The organism is Bacillus sp. LR_5 (genome assembly GCF_042709275.1).
The window spans coordinates 1-22,749 of the sequence record NZ_JAVAXX010000013.1; the positions used below are offsets into that span (position 1 = coordinate 1).

Here is a 22,749-nt window from a genome sequence, read left to right on the forward strand (position 1 = left end):
TTTATATTTTAATAGGACTTGGACTATTTTTTACACTTCGTTTTGGTTTTATCCAATTCCGTTATTTTATTGAAATGTTCAGAATAGTAGGTGAGAAGCCTGAAGGAAATAAAGGTGTTTCGTCTATGCAGGCGTTCTTTATTTCTGCTGCATCCCGAGTCGGTACAGGGAATTTGACTGGTGTTGCCTTAGCAATTGCGACAGGTGGACCAGGCGCTGTATTTTGGATGTGGGTTGTAGCTGCTGTAGGTATGGCTTCAAGCTTTGTTGAGAGTACGTTAGCACAGCTTTATAAAGTGAAGGACGGAAACGATTTCCGCGGCGGACCGGCCTACTATATTCAAAAAGGTCTTGGAGTCAGATGGCTCGGCATCGTATTCGCTGTCTTAATTACCGTGTCATTCGGTTTAATCTTTAACGCTGTTCAATCCAATACAATTGCGGGAGCGTTAGAAGGCGCATTTCATGTGAACAAAACAGTTGTGGCTATTGTTCTTGCTGCTTTAACGGCTTTTATTATTTTCGGCGGTTTAAAACGTGTAGTCGCAGTGACACAATTGATTGTTCCAGTGATGGCTGGTCTTTATATTCTCATTGCACTATATGTTGTATTCACCAATATTTCTGCATTTCCAAGCGTTATTGCGATAATTGTCAAAAATGCTTTGGGATTTGAACAAGTTGTCGGCGGCGGACTGGGAGCTATCATCGTCATCGGTGCACAGCGCGGGCTTTTCTCTAACGAAGCGGGAATGGGTAGCGCGCCTAACGCTGCTGCGACAGCTCATGTTTCGCATCCGGCAAAGCAGGGCTTTATTCAAACATTAGGCGTGTTTTTCGATACATTTATCATATGTACGTCTACAGCGTTTATCATCTTACTATACAGTGTAACACCAAAAGGTGACGGCATCCAGGTTACACAAGCTGCTCTGAGCCACCATATTGGAGGCTGGGCGCCTGGTTTCATAGCAATTGCAATGTTCTTGTTTGCCTTTAGTTCAGTTGTCGGAAACTACTATTATGGGGAGACAAACATTGAATTTATTAAAACAAGCAAAACATGGCTGAATATTTACCGCATCGCGGTTATTGCTATGGTTGTCTTTGGATGTGTAGCAGGGTTCCAGATTGTGTGGGACATGGCGGACCTCTTTATGGGTATCATGGCGCTGATTAACTTAATTGTAATTACACTGCTGTCGAACGTTGCTTACAAAGTGTATAAAGATTACGCGAAACAGCGTAAACAAGGACTTGATCCTGTATTCAAAGCGAAAAACATCCCGGGTCTTAAAAACACTGAAACTTGGGAAGATGAAAGACAAGAAGCATAAGAACACGGCTGCATTCAATCAATTGAATGCAGCTTTTTATTTGGCGAAAAGAAGCGGAATGTTTTGATTTCATAAAAAAATAACGTGTAAAGTCCTGGTTACATACTTTTATATGTGGTCCGCATGTATCAGCAGTATCTGAAACAAGACAAAAAGAGCAAATTGGCAGGTTTTTAAACCGCCTAAAAACAAGAAATTAGGTTGATAGACAATCATAAGAAAGATTTTTACAATGAGTCCGTGCTAAAAAAGCGAAAGGGAGGAGAACGGTACTAGGCATATGTTTTACATAATCATTTGAAGGAGGAAAGAATATTATGAAACGTTCAGTCTCTATCTTAATTGTATGTTTATTTATTGCATTACTAGCAAATAGCGGCTTGACTGCTCCAGAAGCATCTGCAGCAGTGACAAAAACGCCAGTATCCATAAATGGCCAGCTTAGCATAAAAGGTACACAGCTAGTCAATCAAAACGGCAAAGCGGTGCAGCTGAAGGGGATCAGTTCACACGGATTGCAATGGTATGGCGATTTTGTCAATAAAGACAGCTTAAAATGGCTGAGAGACGATTGGGGCATTACGGTTTTCCGCGCGGCGATGTATACGGCCGACGGCGGTTATATTGATAATCCGTCTGTGAAAAACAAAGTAAAAGAAGCGGTTGAAGCGGCAAAAGAGCTTGGGATATATGTCATCATTGACTGGCATATCTTAAATGACGGCAATCCAAATCAAAATAAAGAGAAGGCAAAAGAATTCTTCAAGGAAATGTCAAGCCTTTACGGAAGCACGCCAAACGTCATTTATGAAATTGCGAACGAACCAAACGGCGATGTGAACTGGAAGCGTGATATTAAACCGTATGCGGAAGAAGTGATTTCCGTTATCCGCAAAAACGATCCCGACAACATCATTATTGTCGGTACCGGTACATGGAGCCAGGATGTGAATGATGCTGCCGATGATCAGCTAAAGGATGCAAATGTCATGTACGCGCTTCATTTTTATGCCGGCACACATGGCCAGTTTTTACGGGATAAAGCAAACTATGCACTCAGCAAAGGAGCACCTATTTTTGTGACGGAGTGGGGGACAAGCGATGCTTCCGGAAATGGTGGAGTATTTCTTGACCAGTCGAGGGAATGGCTGAATTATCTCAACAGCAAGAACATCAGCTGGGTAAACTGGAATCTTTCTGATAAGCAGGAATCATCTTCAGCTTTAAAGCCGGGAGCATCTAAAACAGGCGGCTGGCCGTTATCAGGTTTATCCGCTTCAGGAGCATTCGTAAGAGAAAACATTCTCGGTACCAAAGATTCGACGAAGGACATTCCTGAAACGCCAACACAAGATCAATCCACACAGAAAAACAGCATTTCTGTGCAATACAGGGCAGGTGATGGAAGTGTGAACGGGAACCAAATCCGCCCGCAGCTTCACATAAAAAATAACGGCAACACCAGGGTTGATTTAAAAGATATCACTGTCCGTTACTGGTATAACGCAAAAAACAAACCTCAAAACTTTGACTGTGACTACGCGCAGATTGGATGCGGCAATGTGACCCACAAGTTTGTGGCGTTACATAAACCTAAGCAGGGTGCAGATACCTATCTGGAACTAGGGTTTAAAAATGGAACGCTGTCACCGGGAGCAAACACAGGGGATATTCAGCTTCGTCTTCACAATGATGACTGGAGCAATTATGCACAGGGTGAGGATTATTCCTTTTTCCAATCAAATATGTTTAAAACAACGAAAAAAATCACATTATATAATCACGGAAAACTGATTTGGGGAACAGAACCCAAATAGTTTAGCTTTTGGCGGGCATCAGCAATGATGTCCGTTTTCATTATCTTATATAGCAAAACAAGGAGGTTTAGATTGTGGATGAAACACTGAAGCAGTATATGATGCTGTTCAAAGAAATGAATAATGCGATAAATGGTCCGGACTATCTAGGTAAGGAAAAAGACATCCAACATCAAAAAGAACAGATCGAAGCTTACGAAAAACAGCTACAGCAAGGTTTTTCTACAGATTATGACTACGATGTATTTGCTGACTCGGTTATCAAATGCGCATATGGCGATATGACGCTGGAAGATTTAGAAGCAGTTTATTATGGATTGACAACGCCATTTTTTTGATTAGACCTCCCACAGTAAAATTTCAATTTCTGTCTCACTAACTTAAGTATACTTTGATATTGAGACAGAAATTCATTTATTTTGTTTACTTCCTAGAATATATATTATGTAAACTAAAAAGCGAATTCTTTTAGTAGTTGGTTATTAAATCTTGGCCTTCCGGTCTTTTCTTTTCTTAAAGTTTGAATTGTCAACAAGTCAAACTTTCGATAGTGTTCTACATTTCCCTTCCCTGAATATTCATAATATCTATCTCAGTAATAGTGCACCAGTTGTCGTTCAGAATGGATCTAGTTTTACTTTCTGTAAAGAGAACATAAAAGTGAATCCATTAAATGATAAAATATTTATTTGTTTATAAACCTTATGTTTATTCCTTATACATTTATTTTAACAAGCTGATGCCCTCCCGCATTTAAAAACCTTGAACCATGTGTCTTCAAAACGACGCACGACACGAAAAAAAGCGATTTTCTGATCGGAAAATCGCTTTTTTCTGACTTCGACTTTTTTATTCCTGTGCAGGTTTATTTGCGGCACCCTCGGCGGTTAATGTCCGTATCCGCTCCAATGCGGTACCGCTTGCCTTAGGTGTCCTTAACGATTTACAACAAATGTTGTCACGCTTTGAGCTGGAAGATGGGCCCAAAAATGATTGCCTGATACAGTGAGATTCGTTCCAGGTTGTAGATTGCTGCTGCTGCTCGTGATCCATCTAGATACGTTTGAAGCAGATCCATTCTGCAAAACAAAGTTTTGGTTGACCCCTGTGTTGCTTTTGTTAATGGCAACAATAACGACCTTGTTGTCACCTTTATAGGCTGACACGTAAACGTTCGTATTCGGGTTTTTCGTTGCATCAATCCTTACATAGCCGGGACGCACAAACTTCGAGAAATGAGCCATATTGTAACCGCGTTTACTGATCGTACCATCTTCTTTCATAGGACCATATGATCTTCGGATGTACCACCATACATAAGCTTGAAAATCTCCCTCTACCATCGAATTGTGAATATGTTGTGAAACATCCAATGCCTCGGGCCATCGATCCGCCGAGTTGTTATCACTGTTCGGATAGTATACTTCCGTCATCCAAAGGTCCTTCCCTGCTCCTTTCTGTTTGAAAAGAGGATAAGGGAATTGGCTGACCTGAGTGCCGTACAGATGGGTTCCGAGAATATCCATATTGCCAAGAGCCTGCGGATCGTTCAAAATCGGGTCCGACAAATTCTTCAAGTATTGAAATGACTCAGGCGCAATGACGCGGGCATTGATCGAGCCGGCGTTTTCTCTCATAAAGCGGAGTATTTCTTGCGGCGTCCACCACGTCCACTCGTGAGCGTAATCAGGCTCATTTTGGACCGAAATCGCGTAAAGATTCACACCATTATTCTTCATGAAGGTAACAAAATCGTTAAGATGCTGCGCATATGCGGCGTACTTATCGTATTTCAGTCGTTTAGCCGATGTATCACCATTACGATTAAAGGTCTCAACCATATCACTTGGAGGATTCCAGGGAGAAGCAAAAACGATTGCCCCATGTTTGACTGCACTCTTGGCAGTATCCACCTCTTTATACCAATTATTTCGATTTTCATCTACATGAATTCTTAAGATTGAAAAGCCTAACTGATTCTGTCCATTGCCAAAAGCCGTTTCTCTTTGAGCTGCTGTAAGATCCCCAGCCCAAGCCGGATGATTCATCCCTCCAAAACCGCGAATCACTTGTTTCTCTGCAGATACATTAACTGTTACATCACTGGCTGCCAAAACTTCAGTAGCGCCTGGCCCTAACATGACTGACAGCATAGTGAAACATACTAATAATATACAAATTGTTTTTTTAAAACGTGGAAACATTTATTTCGCTCCTTCGTCATGTGTCTTTTACGGTATTAGAGAATTCATAATGGCGGGCTATTCCGGTGCTGGCCACCCGTCTCGTTTTTAAACGGTCCCATTACGAATCCTATCTTTGTGTAAACTGCCAGTAATCAAAATTAAACAAGTTTCCTGTACCTGTTCCGGTAAATACAAAGAATACTTTGTGCACACCGGTTGCCCCGCTTACTGCAGTTTCTATCTCTCTCCACGTTTGCGCTCCGCCTGTGGAAGGTACATTCAGGGTTCCAACAAGCTTACCATCAGCACTGTCGAGGCGCACTTCTATTTTTCCGCCTAAAGTGGATGCTACATTTGCTTTAAATGACCTGGCACCGCCCGCTCCAAAGTCTGCATTTCCTACAGCAATCCAGTCTCCATTTTGAATGCTTGTTACATGCTGATTATTTACTGGCCCGCCGGGGGCTGTGGACTTCTCTGTCAAAATGCGTCCATTCCAGGCAAACGTTTCAGCTTCTACCCGGTTATATGGGTTTAAATTGGAAAGCTGTGTTACACCTGCATAATTTGCTGCTACCTCTTGGATGGATCCATCTGGGTTATGCACCAGCTTATTAATATGGGGAGAACGGTAACCTTTGCCGGCCCCGAACAGAGCGGAACTGACAGTTTGCGCATGGTACACTGCATACCACTCGTTTTTAAAATTGAAAACAGCATGATGGTTGTTTCCGCCGCCTCCGAAAAATGCACCCGGATTTTTCAGGAAGTGCCCTCTATATGTAAAGGGACCCATGGGATTTGAACTGGTCATGTAGCCGATCTCACCTGGGGGTTTATCGGCCGGGTGCGCGCCGCCGAAATTGATGCAATAGGAATAGTAGTATGTTCCGTTATGCTTGTGCAATCCCGAATCTTCAAACATGAAAGGCGCATCAATTGTGGATGCACTTCCCTCAACACTCGTCATATCAGGCCCCAATTTTATGACTCTTGCCGTTTTAGGATTGGCCCATTGTCCCTGCGTTGGATTTGAACCGCCAGGAACGCCTCCCCCGGCATACATGTAACCGGTGCCGTCATCATCTACAAATACAGCCGGATCAAAAAGCCATACAACACCAGACATTCCTGGCGTACTTGGCGTTACGAGCGGTTTTCCGATTGGGTCGGTCCATGGACCAATCGGGCTGTCTGCGGTGAGAACCCCGATACCTCCGCCGCTGTTTGCGAAATAAAGGAAGAATTTATCCTTGCCATTTATTTTTTTAACTGCGATTGACGGTGCCCATGACGCACCTGCCCATTTTGCAATTCCACGGCCTCCATTAGCTCCATTGGCACCTGCTACCGGAATGGCTCCGTGATCTGTCCAGTTCACCATATCCGCTGAAGATATGACGAATACTCTATTCAAATTGGCAAATGAATTATCTTTAATTGTTCCGTTGCTATTATATTCATAATCATCACTTGACATATAAATGTAAACCCTTCCGTTATAGGTCAGCGCAATCGGATCTGCTCCCAAATGATGGTCGATAAGCGGGTTTGAATTCCCTATATGTTTTGCAATTGTACTACTGGTGGCAGCATACGCAGACTTTCCAGATAAGCAGCTCAATAATAAAACTAGAATCCATAAACATACGCTACACTTTTTCCTCATCACTTAACATCCTCCTTTTTCCTTAAAATGGGGGGATTTTCTTTTGGAATTTGATAACAACAGGTCATGAAGTCGCACCACTAAACCCATTGAACGGAGATGCATATTTATCCAAAATATCCCTTTGTCTAACATCCTACCTTATTAAAAAAATTGTGTATAGGATACTTTTGGAGGAATTCGTGTTCGATTCTACAAAGGAACTGGATACATTTATTCATTGATAAGATGAGGCTAACATAGACGGCTGTTACCGACTTCTTCTTTGCTTCCCGTTCACTCGAATCTCGTTGTTTTAGAGCAGATAGGAAATCATGGCTCGAAACTTCTCAATCTATTGAATTCTGCCCGCTTTTTCTGCTGATTCCTGTTTACATTGTTCTCTTCTTTGTAAGACATTTCGTTATCATTCCGCCCTCTTCCCCTTCGACATACTGCATATTTTGTCTATCCTTATGTAAAGAGAGCGGTATACCCGTTTTTTCATGTTTTGTTCATATTTTATTAATTGTTTATTCAACACTGTCCGTTAAAGTAATCCATATCAACAAATATGGCAGCTATTCGCATCTTTTATGAAGGGAGGTCGGTGCCGTTATGCTGAAAGAAAAAATAAAAACATTAGGACGCTTTTGCACCGTAGGCGTCGGCAATACGCTGATAGATTTTGGTGTCTTCTTTCTCCTTACTGCTTGTCATGTCCCTTATCTGTCGGCGCAGATCTGCTCCTATTCGGCAGGTATCATCAACAGCTATGTGTGGAACCGGAATTGGACATTTCGTGTAAAACGTAAGGCTGACGGGAAAGAGATCGTACGCTTTCTCATGATTAATATTGCCGCGTCGGGGATCACCTTTTTGCTGCTTTATTTGTTTCAAAACTGCGGATGCTCGCTTTTGGTGAGTAAGCTCGCCGCCACTATCGGCGGAATGATGATGAATTTTATCGGAAACCGAATCTGGGTATTTGGAGATTCGCTGAAAAATATACAGGATCAGGAGTGAAGATGAATGAGAAAAAAAGTGAGAAAAGCGGTTATTCCCGCAGCGGGTTTAGGAACGAGATTTCTGCCGGCGACAAAGGCGCAGCCTAAAGAAATGCTCCCAATCGTCGACAAACCAGCAATCCAATATATTGTAGAAGAGGCCGTAGAGTCAGGAATTGAAGATATACTGATTATTACAGGGAGAAACAAACGCTCGATTGAAGATCATTTTGACCGATCAGCGGAATTGGAATTTAATCTCCGGGAAAAAGGCAAGACGGAGACACTTGAAGAAATGCAGCAGATCGCCGATTTGGCCAACATTCATTACATCCGCCAGAAAGAACCGCTCGGATTAGGCCATGCGGTACTGTGTGCGGAGCATTTTATCGGAGATGAGCCTTTTGCCGTTCTCTTAGGTGATGATATTATGGTGTCTGAAACACCGGCTCTTCGGCAATTAATGGATGTATATGACGTTTATGGCACAGAGGTTGTCGGTGTACAGTCAGTTCTCCCTGAGGATGTCAGCAAATATGGTATTATTAATACGTCTGGAACTCACGGACATGTGTATGAAGTGAAAGATTTAGTTGAAAAGCCTTCACCTGAAGAAGCGCCTTCCGACATCGCCGTAATGGGACGGTATGTGTTGAATTCTTCGATCTTCCCCGTTTTGAGGTCAATTGGCAGAGGCGCGGGAAATGAAATTCAGCTCACAGATGCGCTTCGTGAGGTTTGCCGTAATGAGCCGATCCATGCTCGGCTGCTGGAAGGAAATCGATATGACATTGGCGATAAGCTGGGCTGTTTTAAAGCGAGCACTGAAATCGGCTTAATGCGTCCCGAAATGAGATCTCAGCTTTTGACCTATTTAGAAGGTGTAATCAAACGGGAAACGAAAGAAATGCTGCGGTAAAAAAATTGTAACCATCTTGCTCGTCAATCAGTCATATAATAGTGAAAAAGATTAGGACAGGTTGTGAAGAATGTGGGCAGTTTGATAAGCGAAATTTTAACATGGCTGACGAACATGGGATATGCGGGTATTGCGATTGGGTTAATGATTGAAATCATTCCGAGTGAGATTGTATTAGCTTATGGCGGCTATATGGTATCGGAAGGCACGATTGGATTTATTGGCGCAATTATTGCGGGTGTTATCGGAGGTACCATTGCCCAGATTTTTATTTACTGGATCGGTCGCTATGGCGGCAGGCCATTTCTGGACAAATACGGGAAGTATCTATTGATTAAAAAGCATCATATCGACATGTCGGAAAACTGGTTTCAAAAGTACGGCGCCGGGGTTGTTTTCTCGGCTCGTTTTATACCGGTTGTCAGACATGCGATATCCATTCCTGCAGGTATTGCCAGAATGCCATTTCTCAAGTTTGTGGTACTGACTGTGCTTGCTATCATTCCATGGTCTATCCTGTTTGTTTATTTAGGCATACAGCTGGGAAGCCAGTGGGATGATGTAGAGAACATAGCGGGTACTTATACAACACCGATTATGATATTGGCTGTTGTCGTGATAGCCCTTTATTTTGTGATTAAGAAACGTACAGCCATATTTAAACGATAGCTAGCGGATATGCATAGGGGTGAATGACGCTCCCCTATGCATATTTGTTTACTTGCGATGCTGATTTGCCAGCTTCAGATTCTCCGCTAAAAATGCGACAAACACTTCATCCCGCACGAGCGATGCGGCATAATTTCTTTTAATGAACCATTCTGCTTCTTCAAACGCTGCGAATGTTTCATCCTGTGTTTCCCCATTAATTTGGATATTCCACTTGTTGTCTAAAGGAAACAGAAAAAATCTCATTTGAGCACGATTTTCATATAATGATCCGTTCGCAGATCCTTTTAGATTATAGATGTTACGGAAAGCATCAGGCCGTACAGGATCAATCCGGAAAGCTTCAGTTACAAACAACTCGTATACTTCATCGGTTATTGAACAGCCGGATGCCTTTGCATGCCCTCCGCCGCCATATCTGCCGGCGATCTCTGACACATCGATGTAATCATGAATGGTGCGCAAACTGACTCGTTTTGATCCCATGCTTAAAATCGCAATGTAATCGAGGTGCGGATTATCTTTCCCTAGCCTGTTTCCCAGTTCTGAATGGTACGATTCAGCGTGAACAATGCCTACACAGTGTTCGTGCACAAAGGTTTGTACCATTTCCCTTTTCTTTCTTCGGAGGTAACGCTCAATTTTTTCGTCTTCTAAATCAAGCAGCTTTTCTTCAAAATCATCGAAGAAAAATTCGTCGTGCGAGGATAGGCGCTGAATCATTTTTGCCTCAAATTCATCAATTGACAGCAAAAAGAAAAGATCATTAAGCCGCTTCGCCTGTTTTTGATCGTACCGCTCCCATTCCCATGTATCGTATTGGCGGACGAGCTCTGTGAATTGGTCTAAGGCATTTGTCGGTTTCATGAATCCATTTTCAACGAGATAGCCATATAAAAGTGACGTCGCGGATGTGAGCCTTCCATCATCGTATTCCACTTGGACAAATCCCCATTCATGCTCATTCAAATGAAGGGCTGTTTTATGATGGTCAATAAGCTTCACTTTGCCCCCTGCATGAACATAATCATTCAATCTCTGTTCGTTTTCTTCATTGACGGCGAGATCGGTGATGAATAATGCATCTTGTCTGTTGCTCTCCTTCATTTTTTCTAAAAAGTACTGCACCTGTGCGTTTAAGCCGTTGACAGAGTTATACCGGACCTCAACGTCTTTTCCGAATGCCAATTTTGCTACGATTCCGCATCCTACTCCGTCCAAGTCGTTATGTGAATATAAATGATACATAATGTAGGCCCCTTTTTATGATAAACTGACAATTGCCGCTAAAGATGCGGCAGCCTTTATTTACTATTCTAAAAAACAAAGCGTTTTATGCAAAGGCGATTAGTTTACATAATATTATTATTGTGAATATATAAAAGAGCGCTTTTGGCGCTCCTAAGTTCTTGCTTTTTTATACCGGATAAACCGGATGCTTTCGATTGGTAAATGTCATTTCCTTTGTCATGTAGGCCTTCAGCCGTTTGGCCAGCTCATCACGCAGCGAATTGGCTGGGATAACAGCATCAATGATCATTTCTGAAGCCAGACGGTAGATATTGATGTCCTCTTTGTATTCCTCCCGTTTGTTGCCGATAAATGCGGCTCTCTCTTCTTTTGGCAGTTCGGCGATTTTTTTAGCGTAGACAGCGTTTACAGCAGCTTCAGGGCCCATAACGGCGATTTGGGCGGTTGGGAGCGCTAGACAGCAGTCCGGTTCAAAGGCAGGCCCTGCCATTGCATACAACCCCGCTCCGTACGCTTTTCGGACAATGACAGAGAGCTTTGGAACAGTTGCCTCCGACATCGCAGAAATCATTTTCGCTCCGTGTCTGATAATCCCCGCCTGTTCCACTTTTGTGCCAATCATAAAACCGGGAATATCCGTTAAGAACAGCAACGGGATATGAAATGCGTCACATAAGGTAATAAACTTAGCCGCTTTGTCTGCTGAATCGTGGAATAAGACGCCGCCTTTAACCTTCGGCTGGTTTGCAACAATGCCGACAGGCTGTCCCTCGATCCGTGCGAAGCCTGTTACTAATTCTGGTGCAAATAAGGCTTTGATCTCAAAAAATGACCCTTCATCAATGATCCGCTCAATCAGCTCATGCATATCAAAAGGTGCGTTTTGGTTTTGGGGAATGACGTCGGCAAGCGGGATGTCGAAGTGTTTTGGCGGGCGTTCCTCATGAATGGGCGCCTTATCTTGAAAATTTGCCGGAAAGTAAGACAAATAAGCCCGCGCCAGATGTATGGCTTCTTCTTCAGTTTCTGCAAGAATATCTCCGCAGCCGGAGATGGAGCAATGCATACGAGCGCCGCCCATTTCTTCGAGAGACACTTTTTCGCCAATGACCATTTCCGCCATCCTTGGCGAGCCTAAATACATGGAGGCGTTACCGTCTACCATAACGACGATATCACAGAAGGCCGGAATATAAGCGCCTCCTGCCGCAGACGGTCCGAAAAGCAAACAGATTTGCGGAATGCGTCCCGATAATTTAACTTGATTATAAAAAATTCTTCCTGCTCCGCGTCTCCCTGGAAAGACATTGATTTGATCGGTGATTCTGGCGCCTGCTGAATCGACTAAATAAATGAGCGGAACGTTTAGTTTTTCGGCAGTTTCTTGAATTCTGATGATTTTTTCAACGGTTTTAGCTCCCCAGGAGCCCGCTTTCACTGTTGAATCATTTGCCATGACGCAAACAGTTTGGCCGCCGATTTTGCCGATCGCCGTCACCACTCCGTCAGCGGGAAGGCCGTCTGACATGCATTCCGCAAAAAAAGCGTCTTCTAGCTCAATGCCATCGTCAAAGAGAAGCGAGAGCCGCTCTCTGACAAAGAGCTTGCCTTTTTCTCGATTGCTTTGGTGATACTTTTCCGCTCCGCCTTTTCGGATTCGTTCGGCCAATTCTGTTCGTTCCTTTTCATAATCCATGAGCATTTCCTCCCTTTTATATTCCCTTGTATACGGCCCGTCTTTTTTCTTGAAACGCCTGAAGTCCTTCTCTCCTGTCTTTTGAAGGAATGGTATGTTCATACGCCTTTTGTTCAATCGCAAGACCTGTAGCGAGATCTGTCTCCAATCCTTTATTGATTGCGAATTTAGCTTGACGGACAGCGATCGGCCCGTTGGCAGAAATGGCTGCAGCCAGTTCCTCTGCTTTTGGCATAAGGTCACAAGGAGCCGTGACATGCTCTACAAGGCCTATCTCTTTTGCTTCATGAGCGGTTACGCGTCTGCCGGTATAAATTAATTCTTTGGCTTTTCCTCTGCCAATCAGCCGAGGCAGTCTTTGGGTCCCTCCAGCGCCTGGGATAATAGCTAACCCTGTTTCCGGAAGTCCCAGCACAGCTGATTCAGATGCAATTCGAAGATCGCATGCCAATGCCAATTCTAGCCCGCCGCCTAATGCGCTGCCGTTTATCGCGGCTATGATTGGCTGCGGCAAGGCTTCAAGGAAAGACGCTGTTCTTTGAATGAGAGATACACTTTCCAGAACCTGATCTTCTTTTAGTTTTATTCGTTCTTTCAGGTCTGCCCCCGCACAGAACGCTTTTTCGCCGGTGCCGGTGAGGATGACGCAGCGAATGTTTGAGTTGAATTCAATTTCTTGAAGAATCATTTGCAGGTTTCTAAGCATTTCTGCTGAAAGAGCATTTGCCGTTTGAGGCCTGTTTAAGGTGATCAACGCAATATGTTCATTTTTCACAGTGAAAAGAATAGATTCTCCCATTGTATGCGTCCTCTCTTATATCAAGATGATTTAAATACTTGTAAATTTCGGCTCGGCAGCTGTTTGCCCATTTTTTCTTCAATCCATTTGGCCGCAGATAGCAGTTTTTCGAGCTTTACATTTGTTTTGATGCCCATCTGTTCAAGCATGTACACGATATCCTCAGTTGCGGCGTTTCCTGATGAACCCGGCGCATATGGACATCCGCCAAGCCCGCCTGCCGAGCCGTCGAATACCGTGATGCCCATTTGGAGCGCTGTGACCATGTTGGCGAGCGCCGTTCCTCTCGTATCATGAAAATGCAGGGCGATTTGTTTCGCGGGGAATCGTGCCAATAGAGCTTCAAGTACAGTTTCAACCTGGGCGGGATTAGCCGCTCCAATCGTATCTCCAAGTGACAGTTCAGAAATCCCAAATTCAAATAGAGCTTCTGAAAGGCGAATGACTTGTTCAACGGGGACAACTTTTTCGTACGGACAGCCGAAAACAGTCGAGAGGTAGGCTCTTGTTGTGAGGTTTGCTTTTTTTGCGTCATTGTTTACTTGTTTGAGTACACGAAGAGTTTCAGAAGTGGATTTATTGATGTTTTTTCTGTTGTGCGTTTCGCTGGCGGACATAAAAACGCAAGCTTCGTTAATGCCTCCTTCAAGCGCATTCTCCAGTCCTTTTTGATTCGGGACAAGCGCCGCGTACGTTACCCCTTTTTCACGGTCAATGCCTTTTGCTACATCAATAGCATCTCGAAGCGCTGGAATCCATTTCGGATGAACGAAGGATGTGATTTCAATATACGAAAGCCCTGTCCGGGAAAGCTGGTTGATCCAGGTTATTTTATCCTTTGTTTCGATCCATGCGGACTCGTTTTGTAAGCCGTCACGCGGGCCGACTTCTTTGATTGTCACTTTTTTAGGATATGACATGGTCTTCCTCCAAATTATTGAGTGGAATCGCTTAGTTCGAGCAGTACGTCGCCTTCATTTACAAAGTCGCCTTCATTTTTTTTAACTTCTTTTACGACTCCGCTTCGATCGGCAACGATCGGGATTTCCATTTTCATCGATTCCAAAATGGCAACCTCCTGGCCTTTTTCAATTTTGTCGCCGGCTTTGACGTGGACTTTCCACAGGTTTCCTGCCATTTGTATGCTAACTGTCATAACAACTGCCTCCTTTATAGGTGTTGTTTCAAAAAGTCAGTCGTAACATCCCCTTCTTTAAATGCCTTTGATGCCGCAGCCTGTATGAGAAGCGGAAGATTTGTTTTGATTCCTTCTACATGGTAGTCGCGAAGCGCTGTCTCCAGTTTTTCAATCGCTTCTGTTCTGGACTGGCCTTTGACGATCATCTTAGCGATCATCGGGTCATAAAAAGGGGTAACAATGCTGTCTTTTGCTACCGCACATTCGTGTCTGACCCCTTTATGGTCAGGGAGTGAGAACGCAGTGATCGTGCCTGGTGACGGGTAGAAGGTCTTGGGGTCTTCCGCGTATATTCTCACCTCTATCGCATGCCCGTTTCGTTTGATGTCTTTTTGAGAGAATGTGAGTGTATGGCCCGCAGCAATTCGCAGTTGCTGCTCAACTAAGTCCAGGCCTGTTATTTCTTCAGTCACGGGGTGTTCAACTTGCAGTCTCGTATTCATTTCGAGGAAGTAAAAATTTTGCTTTTGGTCAACTATAAATTCGATGGTGCCTGCGTTCGTATAGCCGATTGCCTTTGCTGCTATTACTGCCGTTTGCCCAATCTTCATTCTCAGTTCATCGTCTACAAATGGAGACGGCGCTTCTTCAATGACTTTTTGGTGGCGCCTCTGAACTGAGCAATCGCGTTCAAACAGATGTACTGTATGGCCGTGTTGATCGGCTAAAAGCTGAACTTCGATATGGCGTGCATGTTCAATGACTTTTTCTATATACATTGATCCGTCACCGAAAAAATCTGCCGCGCGCTTTTTGTTCCCCTCGTACGCTTTTTTTAATGCTTCTTCATTTTCACCAAGCTGCATTCCGATGCCGCCTCCGCCCGCTGAAGCTTTCAGCATGACAGGATATCCGATTTGACTAGCAGTGCGGCAGGCTGCCTCTATGTCTTCGAGGGGTTCTGAAACGCCGGGCACCACAGGGATACCCGCAGCCTCCATTGCTTTGCGCGCTTCAATTTTGCTGCCCATCTTTGCGATGATATCGGGTGAAGGTCCGATAAACACGATGTTTTCTTGCTTGCAGCGTTCAGCAAATCGGCTGTTTTCTGATAACAATCCATATCCCGGGTGGATCGCGTCGGCATTTGCTTTTTTTGCCGTCTCTATGATTCTCTCTATATTTAAATAACTTTCACTGACTCTTGATTCCCCGATCAAATAAGACTCTGTAGCGGCTTTTGTATGGGGCGCTTCCTTGTCTGCTTCTGAATAAACCGCGACTGTTTTGATGCCTAGACGGCTGCACGTTCGGATAATTCTCATTGCAATTTCTCCGCGGTTGGCGATCAGTACTTTAGTAAACATGATTTCACCTCATTGAGTTGATGATAAGTTGAACATTTCAATGGTTTTTTCTCGCAGTTTATATTTTTGAATTTTACCTGAAGCCGTCATCGGATAGTCGTCTGTAAAAATAACATAACGCGGAATTTTGTGGCGGGCGATTTTTCCTTTGCAATAGGCTTTAAGCTCATCAGATGAAACGCTTTTCCCGTCTTTTAGTTTAATCCAGGCTGCAGCCTCCTCCCCGAATTTGGCGTCAGGCACACCAACGACCTGTACGTCTAAAACAGCGGGATGCCGGTATAAAAATTCTTCAATTTCCCGCGGGTAAATGTTCTCGCCGCCTCTGATGAGCATATCTTTTAATCTTCCGGTGATACGGCAGTACCCGTCTTCATCCATGACAGCAAGATCTCCTGTAAATAGCCATCCGTCATGATTGATTGCTTTTCTGGTCGCTTCTTTGTCTTTATAATAGCCTTTCATGACGTGATAGCCGCGGGTGCATAGCTCTCCCTGCACGCCTCTTTGAACTTCTTGGCATGTCCCGAGCTCTACAATTTTCACTTCAGTATGGGGCAGGGCTCGGCCGGTTGTTTCGACTCTTCTTATGAAGGAATCATTTGCTCTCGTTTGCGTAATGACCGGCGAGGCTTCTGTTTGTCCATAGGCGATCGTAATGTCTTTCATGCCCATCCTTTCAATCACAGCTTTCATTACTTCACTTGGACAAGGAGAGCCGGCCATGATGCCTGTTCGGAGCGTTGATAGATCATATGCATCAAAATCCGGATGATGCAGCTCGGCGATAAACATGGTAGGCACACCATGCAGCGCTGTGCATTTCTCTTTTTCTACCGTTTTAAGAACGGTAACGGGGTCAAATTCTGGAACAGGTATCATGGCTGCCCCGACGGACACACATGCCAAAACCCCGAGCACGCATCCGAAGCAGTGAAAAAACGGAACCGGGATGCACATGCGGTCTTGAGCGGATAAAGCCATACATTCAGCAATATTGGCAGCGTTATTGATGACATTAAAATGGGTCAGCATCACGCCTTTAGGAAACCCTGTTGTTCCTGATGTGTATTGCATGTTAATCACATCGTCTTTATCCAGGCTGTTCATTCTTGCTTCCAGCTCAGCATCTGTCATTGTTTTCGCCAATCTCTCTATATCGTCCCAATGATATAAGCCAGGCAATCGTTTATTGCCAATATAGATCAGTGTTTTTAAAAAGGGATAGCGTTCTGATTTCAGTTGGCCGGGCTTTGCTTCTTGCAGTTCTGGTATCAAACTGTTCACAATGTCTGGATAAGAAGTGCCCCTGTATGAATCCATGATGATAAGCGCTGCGGCATCCGATTGCTTTAACAAGTAATCAAGCTCGTGTGCTTGATAATTGGTATTGACGGTTACGAGCACGGCTCCAATCTTCGCAGTTGCGAACTGGACGGCAAGCCATTCAGGGATATTAGAAGCCCATATGGCGACGTGATCTCCTTTTCCAATCCCCATCCGCATGAGACCTTTAGCGGTTTGACGGCACAGACTGTCAAATTGGGCGTACGTATAGCGGATATTCCGGTCTGGATAAACAACAGCGTCTCGATCGGGATGCGCTTCAGCTGTTTGTTCCAGCAGCCTGCCGATTGTGGAATGGATGAGTTCAGCCATTGATTGTTCCTCCTTTCTTAATGATTAGAAAGCGTTTACATTTTCATTTTAAAAGCTGTCTGGCGATCACGAGGCGCTGAATTTCAGATGTGCCTTCACCAATTTCCATTAATTTTGCATCCCGCAGCATCCGTTCCACCCCGTACTCTTTCATATATCCTGAACCTCCATGGATTTGAATGGCTTGATTGCAAGCTCTAGTCGCCATTTCAGAAGCGAACAGCTTGGCGTACGCCGCTTCTTTTGTAAACGGGCGGTTATGGTCTTTCAGCCAGGCGGCTTTTAACACCATTTGCCGTGCCAGATCAATTTCCATCGCCATGTCAGCAAGCTTAAATTGAATCGCTTGGAAGGAAGAAATCGGCTGTCCAAATTGCTTCCGTTCTTTCGCATATGCCAATGATGCGTCAAGTGCCGCCTGGGCAATGCCAACCGCAAGAGCAGCAATGGAGATTCGCCCGCCGTCCAGCGTATATAGAAATTGTTTAAATCCTTTTGTTGGATCGCCGAGTAAGTTGCCCGCAGGCACTCTTACATCCTCAAGCAAAATTTCTGCTGTATTCGAACCACGGACGCCCATTTTATCGTACGGGCTCGTAATCGTGAGTCCTGGTGTGTCAGTTGGCACAATCAATGCGGAGATGATGTTTTTTCCGTCTTTGGTTTTGCCTGTTACCGCGGTCACAATAACTGTCCGTGCGTAGCTTGCATTTGTAATCCAGCACTTTTCGCCGTTGATTACATACTCGTCACCATTTGAAATCGCTTTTGTTTGAGTGCCCCCCGCATCTGAGCCGGCATTTGGTTCCGTCAGGCCGAATGATCCGAGTGCTGTGCCCGAAGCCAGCGGCGTCAAATGCGTCCGTTTTTGTTCTTCTGTTCCAAAGTAATAGAGAGGGCTGGCGCCTAATGAGACCGCTGCAGCGTAGCTTAATCCAGTACTGCCGCAAGCTTTGCCGACTTCTTCAACCGCTAAGGCATATGAAATCGTATCACCGCCAGATCCACCGTACTCTTCTGGAAATGGAATACCCATCAGCCCAAGTTCACCCATTTTTTTAAATGTTTGGATCGGGAACTCGCCCGTTTGATCTACATGTTCAGCGTGAGGAGCAATTTCTTTTTTCGCAAAATCTTTTACCATTTCACGCACCATTTGTTGTTCTTTTGTCAGCTCAAAATTCACATCGTTTCCTCCTTCACATCTTTGTAACATTTTATTAGGCGAGTTCTATAATCATTCCCTGACAAGAAAAGTCTGAAAATTAAAACTGAATCATTTTTTATGTGATAATATCAGCGGAATGAGCAAATACATGCCGTAGGCGCATACCATCCATATCGCAAACGCAATGACTTGGCCCTTTGATAGAGCCGGGAAGATAAGGGGATGATTCCAAAGGGAAATCGTATCAATCAATAAACCGACCGCTGATCCCCATATGCCCAGCTTGATCACCGTGTCCTGTGATCTTTGATAGAGAAAGAACACAAGGCATAAAACGAGCAGTGCCAGCTTCCAGAAGAAGAAAGTTCAGCAAAAAAGGTTCTTCAGCCGGATCAGTTAATACAGCGTCTCCGAACAGAACAAAAAATAGCGTGGCACCGAACCAGACGAGAAATGAAAACGTAAGGACAAGACCTAATTTTTGAGTAAACATGTTTGATCTCCTTTCGTGTTATGTCATTTTTTCAGTCAGCTTCTCCTAGATCCATTCGAGCTCTTGATAAACATCTTCTGATGGAAAATCACCGGAAACGAGAGACTGTATGGCAAGCCCGTCAATTAAAGCATTCAGCATGATTCCCCATGTCGTTAAAGAAACGCCTTTAATCGGAGATTCGCCCCACAATTGAGTGAGTTCTTCTGTCACACATTGATTTTCAGATTGTAACAGATAACTTAGCTGCTCTTTGATCTGTTTATTTTGAAAGCTTAATACGACAAGTGATAAATATAACCGGTGATAATCACCATTTTCTTTTGTTCGCGATTTTGCTGACAGCAATGCCATTCTCAGCTTTTCACTTGACGGGAGCGAGCTGTTCTTTACGTTCGCCCAGGAGCTGCCGCATACGTGGCGAACGACCTCCATCATAAGATTTTCTTTTGTACGGAAATGATAATAAACCGTTCCTTGGGTGACATTGGCTTGTTTCGCAACTGATTGTAATGTCAGTTGTTCTAAACCGTTTTCTACGATACATGCTTTGGCTGATTGAATGAGTGCTTCTTTGGAAATGATATTTGGTTTTGCCATGGTGCTCCTCCTTAAAAGTTAGTTAGTTCAATAACTGACTTTTTAAATCTTCTATCCGTAGGGTTTTTTTGAAAAAGAAAAGACTTATATGTATTCGTTCTTAAGAATGCCGTACATTTCTAAATCGACAACGCCTTTACCGGACCAATAGGAAGCTTGTCTGACTAACCCTTCTTTCATAAAATTGTTTTTTAAGAGGACGTTTTTTGAATTCTCGTTTGCTGGCATGACTTTAGCTTGAATTCTATTTACATTGACTTTCTCAAATAAAAATGAGACAAGCATGCGGACGGATTCAGTGGCAAAGCCTTTCCCCCAGTATTCTTCAGCCAAGTAGTATCCAATCGTTACCATGTTTACTTTTTGGTTAAAATCCATCGCTTCAATGATTCCCGTCAATGTATTCTCTTGACTCTTTGGGAAAATTCCCCACTTGATTCTGCTTTTTTTGTTGTAATCCCTATCAAAATGGCTAATCATTTTCTCTACTGTTTTTATGTTATGTTTCGGAATGATGCCGCAGTATTCGAATATTTTGTCATGATCGTAGATTGAAAATACATCCTGTGCGTGCATCTCTTTGATTTTACTTAGTACTAGATTCTCAGATTCCAATACTGGGAAATGTCCAAAAACCGCTTCCATATTCATGTGAGTCCCTCCCTTGCTTTTCTTTAACAAATTCAGCGGCTCATCATAAGTATCTTATCTACCAAAATAACTTTTTAAAAAAAGACGACTTAGAAAGCCGTCCTTCTCATTTCTTATTTTATCTTTCCTTTGGAAGCCTTGCTTTCGTTATGGAGCCGGTCTGCTGAAGTGATATAATACGTATATTTCTTGTTTGGGTCTGCCGTCTCATCTAAGAAGGTTTGCTGCTCATTTGTTTTTCTAGCGGTTGCCAGCAATGTTTTGTGCTTTTTCCCTTCGGCTCTGTATATCGCATAATAGGCTGTTTCTTTCGTTTCTTGATTTGATGGGTGGTCTTGTATGTGCAGAAGATTGCCGTTTTTGTCTTCGGTGACCTTCGTAAGCTTCGGTTTATTTGGGGCGGTACTGTCAAGCCAAGGCATTTGCGGAACCAGTGCCGGTTTGCTGTAAAGCTCGATGATGAGCCTGTCTTTGATGCCAAGCGGATTTTTGTTGAGGTCTTTGAGGCTGAAATGCATGCTTCCTTTCACAAGCTCAAGCTGACGGTTCAAGGTGATTTGTCTTACATACTCCTCGGGGTCGGACCATGGCGGATCAAAGTTATTATTGATTTTATAGGCTGCCTGGCCAATATATAAATGAACAGGCCTATTTTTGACTTCATTGCTCCACCAATCAGCCAGTACGTCGTAAGCTGCTGCATTGAAGCCGATGCTCCAATAGATTTGCGGAGCAATATAATCGATGTCGCCTTCTTGGATCCAATGTCTCGTATCTGCATAAAGGTCGTCATAGTTCCTGACGCCTGCTTTGGTATTCGATCCGGTTGGGTCATCTGCCGCGTTTCTCCATACACCAAAGGGACTGATGCCGAATTTGACATATGGCTTTGCAGCTTTAATTGTTTGGTTGATTTGTTTGACAAGCTGGTTCACATTATCCCGCCGCCAGTCATCAATATTGGAAAAAGTGCCTTTTCCGTATTGTTCATACTGTGTTTGATCAGGAAATTCCTGTCCCGCTATTTTATAAGGGTAAAAATAATCATCCATATGAACGGCGTCGATATCATACTGTTTTACCACTTCTTCGATACCTTTGACGATAAAATCTCTCGCTTCAGGAATGCCCGGATGATAATAAAGCTGGTTTCCATAAGCGGCAACCCAGTCTGGATGCTGTCTTGCCGGGTGATCCTTAGACAATTTATTGAGGTCCGTATGATTCATTGTAATGCGGTAAGGATTAAACCATGCGTGAAATTCTAAATTTCGTTTATGGGTTTCTTCAATCATAAATGCAAGCGGATCATAGCCCGGGTCTTTCCCTTGGACACCGGTTAAGTATTCAGACCAAGGTCCGTAAGCGGACGGATAAAAGGCATCTGCCGTCGGTTTAATCTGAACAATAACGGCATTCATCCCCATTTTTTGCACATCGTCCAGCAGTTTGATATACTCCTGCTTTTGCTCTTCCACCGATAAACCTTTTTTTGACGGCCAATCAATGTTCAATACGGAAGCAATCCATACGGCTCTCAGTTCCCTGTCAGGCTGCGCATTGGCCATAAACGGAACGGAGATGACAAACGTTCCAATGATCAAGCTGACAAGGAAACGGACAATCGACTTTTGACAAACCTTCATTCTGTTTCTTCTCCCCCATTACATCACTTTCACTATTCGCTATTACGGTATTCCCGGGCTGTAAAAGGGTGCTTAATCGGATTGAAGAAATCAGGATTTATGTCTATATCACCAGATAAACGAAAAAAGTCCTGAAGCATTTTGTTCCGCTGCTTTAGGACTTTTTATCATTTATCATGGTTTGCAGGCTCTTTAACACATCAATGAGTTTTACGCCGACACCGACAGCTGTTTCAAGAATCGCCTGTGCTCCTGCGATGGCTAAAATAAAGATGACTGGAACTGCAATACGAGGCAAAAAGAGATATCCCAGTCCAATCAAGATTGCACACCAAACGCCGGCACACCAGTAGCAATTGAGCATGTATCCAAAGTTAGAAGCTGGCACGCTTTTTTCGTCTACATGTCCGTTTTGATCAACGATCCTTTTCTTTTTCATAAAAGGTTTTCGGATAAATTCCGTGATTTTATCGAATACAATCAAATGTGTCAGCCTGTAACTGGCTAGAATCAACATGATAAAAGTAAGCAAAGAAAGACGATCCATGACAAGCCTCCAAGAAAAAGGATGATGTTATCATTCCCAAGTGTCTGCTATCCATTCTTAATACAAAAAGAAAGACGGACAGAGAATGGCCCCTGTCCGCTAATCTGCTGCCTCAACTTTATGGTTGAAGTTAAAGCGTTCTTCAACCAGC

19 protein-coding genes and 2 pseudogenes are annotated in these 22,749 nt (G+C 43.7%); 6 read left to right on the forward strand and 15 right to left on the reverse strand.

From position 1 onward, the window contains the following. The 3 genes from RAC86_RS04975 to RAC86_RS04985 all read left to right on the forward strand — a co-directional run. Window positions 1-1,337 (forward strand): alanine/glycine:cation symporter family protein (locus RAC86_RS04975; RefSeq protein ID WP_377885421.1); only part of this gene is annotated, 1,337 nt, incomplete at its 5' end. A gap of 317 nt (window positions 1,338-1,654) precedes the next feature. Beyond that, complete coding sequence (locus RAC86_RS04980) at window positions 1,655-3,154, forward strand: cellulase family glycosylhydrolase (RefSeq protein ID WP_072566341.1); 1,500 nt, start codon at window positions 1,655-1,657, stop codon at window positions 3,152-3,154. Between the two features lie 74 nt (window positions 3,155-3,228). Beyond that, window positions 3,229-3,492 (forward strand): YnfE family protein, encoded by a 264-nt coding sequence (locus tag RAC86_RS04985; protein ID WP_072566342.1) that lies wholly within the window; start codon window positions 3,229-3,231, stop codon window positions 3,490-3,492. Between the two features lie 597 nt (window positions 3,493-4,089). Here RAC86_RS04985 and xynC read toward each other — a convergent pair. Together xynC and xynD are read right to left on the reverse strand one after the other, a co-directional pair. Continuing rightward, window positions 4,090-5,358: a glucuronoarabinoxylan endo-1,4-beta-xylanase XynC gene (xynC, locus tag RAC86_RS04990; RefSeq protein WP_072566343.1), complete on the reverse strand. Its 1,269-nt coding sequence runs from the start codon at window positions 5,356-5,358 to the stop codon at window positions 4,090-4,092. A 109-nt stretch (window positions 5,359-5,467) separates the two neighbouring features. Continuing rightward, entirely contained in the window at window positions 5,468-7,009 is a 1,542-nt protein-coding gene (xynD, locus tag RAC86_RS04995) for an alpha-L-arabinofuranosidase (protein WP_072566344.1), read from the reverse strand. Between the two features lie 553 nt (window positions 7,010-7,562). On the opposite strand from xynD, the pseudogene RAC86_RS05000 reads away from it, so the two are divergent. The 3 genes and pseudogenes from RAC86_RS05000 to uptA all read left to right on the forward strand — a co-directional run bounded on the left by RAC86_RS05000 (window position 7,563) and on the right by uptA (window position 9,583). Next, window positions 7,563-8,014 (forward strand): annotated as a pseudogene (locus RAC86_RS05000) (GtrA family protein). 6 nt (window positions 8,015-8,020) lie between these two features. Continuing rightward, entirely contained in the window at window positions 8,021-8,914 is an 894-nt protein-coding gene (galU, locus tag RAC86_RS05005) for a UTP--glucose-1-phosphate uridylyltransferase GalU (RefSeq protein WP_072566345.1), read from the forward strand. Window positions 8,915-8,986: 72 nt separating this feature from the next. Then, entirely contained in the window at window positions 8,987-9,583 is a 597-nt protein-coding gene (gene uptA, locus RAC86_RS05010; protein ID WP_003231529.1) for an undecaprenyl phosphate transporter UptA, read from the forward strand. Window positions 9,584-9,631: 48 nt separating this feature from the next. On the opposite strand, the gene nrnB is transcribed toward uptA, so the two are convergent. The 13 genes and pseudogenes from nrnB to RAC86_RS05075 all read right to left on the reverse strand — a co-directional run bounded on the left by nrnB (window position 9,632) and on the right by RAC86_RS05075 (window position 22,598). Then, window positions 9,632-10,831 carry an oligoribonuclease NrnB gene (nrnB, locus tag RAC86_RS05015; RefSeq protein ID WP_072566346.1) on the reverse strand — a complete coding sequence of 400 codons (1,200 nt, stop codon included), beginning with the start codon at window positions 10,829-10,831 and terminating at the stop codon, window positions 9,632-9,634. A 169-nt stretch (window positions 10,832-11,000) separates the two neighbouring features. Continuing rightward, a complete protein-coding gene (locus RAC86_RS05020; protein WP_072566347.1) occupies window positions 11,001-12,536 on the reverse strand; it encodes an acyl-CoA carboxylase subunit beta in 1,536 nt (511 codons plus the stop codon). A 10-nt stretch (window positions 12,537-12,546) separates the two neighbouring features. Beyond that, the gene (locus RAC86_RS05025; RefSeq protein WP_072566348.1) at window positions 12,547-13,329 is read right to left on the reverse strand and encodes an enoyl-CoA hydratase; all 783 of its coding nucleotides are present in this window, start codon (window positions 13,327-13,329) and stop codon (window positions 12,547-12,549) included. A gap of 20 nt (window positions 13,330-13,349) precedes the next feature. Continuing rightward, on the reverse strand, window positions 13,350-14,249 hold the full coding sequence (ldeG, locus tag RAC86_RS05030; protein ID WP_072566349.1) for a hydroxymethylglutaryl-CoA lyase: 900 nt from the start codon (window positions 14,247-14,249) through the stop codon (window positions 13,350-13,352). Window positions 14,250-14,263: 14 nt separating this feature from the next. Next, window positions 14,264-14,485 carry an acetyl-CoA carboxylase biotin carboxyl carrier protein subunit gene (locus RAC86_RS05035; RefSeq protein WP_014664155.1) on the reverse strand — a complete coding sequence of 74 codons (222 nt, stop codon included), beginning with the start codon at window positions 14,483-14,485 and terminating at the stop codon, window positions 14,264-14,266. A gap of 14 nt (window positions 14,486-14,499) precedes the next feature. Beyond that, window positions 14,500-15,834, reverse strand: a complete 1,335-nt coding sequence (locus RAC86_RS05040; protein WP_072566350.1) for an acetyl-CoA carboxylase biotin carboxylase subunit — start codon at window positions 15,832-15,834, stop codon at window positions 14,500-14,502. A 9-nt stretch (window positions 15,835-15,843) separates the two neighbouring features. Beyond that, the gene (locus tag RAC86_RS05045; RefSeq protein WP_072566351.1) at window positions 15,844-17,493 is read right to left on the reverse strand and encodes an AMP-binding protein; all 1,650 of its coding nucleotides are present in this window, start codon (window positions 17,491-17,493) and stop codon (window positions 15,844-15,846) included. A 43-nt stretch (window positions 17,494-17,536) separates the two neighbouring features. Next, window positions 17,537-18,679, reverse strand: a complete 1,143-nt coding sequence (locus RAC86_RS05050) for an acyl-CoA dehydrogenase (protein ID WP_040083013.1) — start codon at window positions 18,677-18,679, stop codon at window positions 17,537-17,539. A gap of 90 nt (window positions 18,680-18,769) precedes the next feature. Then, window positions 18,770-19,079, reverse strand: a pseudogene (locus RAC86_RS05055) (DUF5367 family protein). Between the two features lie 120 nt (window positions 19,080-19,199). Further along, the gene (locus RAC86_RS05060; protein WP_072566352.1) at window positions 19,200-19,754 is read right to left on the reverse strand and encodes a TetR/AcrR family transcriptional regulator; all 555 of its coding nucleotides are present in this window, start codon (window positions 19,752-19,754) and stop codon (window positions 19,200-19,202) included. A gap of 84 nt (window positions 19,755-19,838) precedes the next feature. After that, a complete protein-coding gene (locus RAC86_RS05065; RefSeq protein WP_072566353.1) occupies window positions 19,839-20,405 on the reverse strand; it encodes a GNAT family N-acetyltransferase in 567 nt (188 codons plus the stop codon). A 113-nt stretch (window positions 20,406-20,518) separates the two neighbouring features. Beyond that, entirely contained in the window at window positions 20,519-22,051 is a 1,533-nt protein-coding gene (locus RAC86_RS05070; protein WP_072566354.1) for a glycoside hydrolase family 10-like protein, read from the reverse strand. Between the two features lie 154 nt (window positions 22,052-22,205). After that, window positions 22,206-22,598, reverse strand: coding sequence for a DUF1360 domain-containing protein (locus RAC86_RS05075; RefSeq protein ID WP_003220186.1), 393 nt, complete (start codon window positions 22,596-22,598; stop codon window positions 22,206-22,208). Window positions 22,599-22,749: the final 151 nt, after the last annotated feature.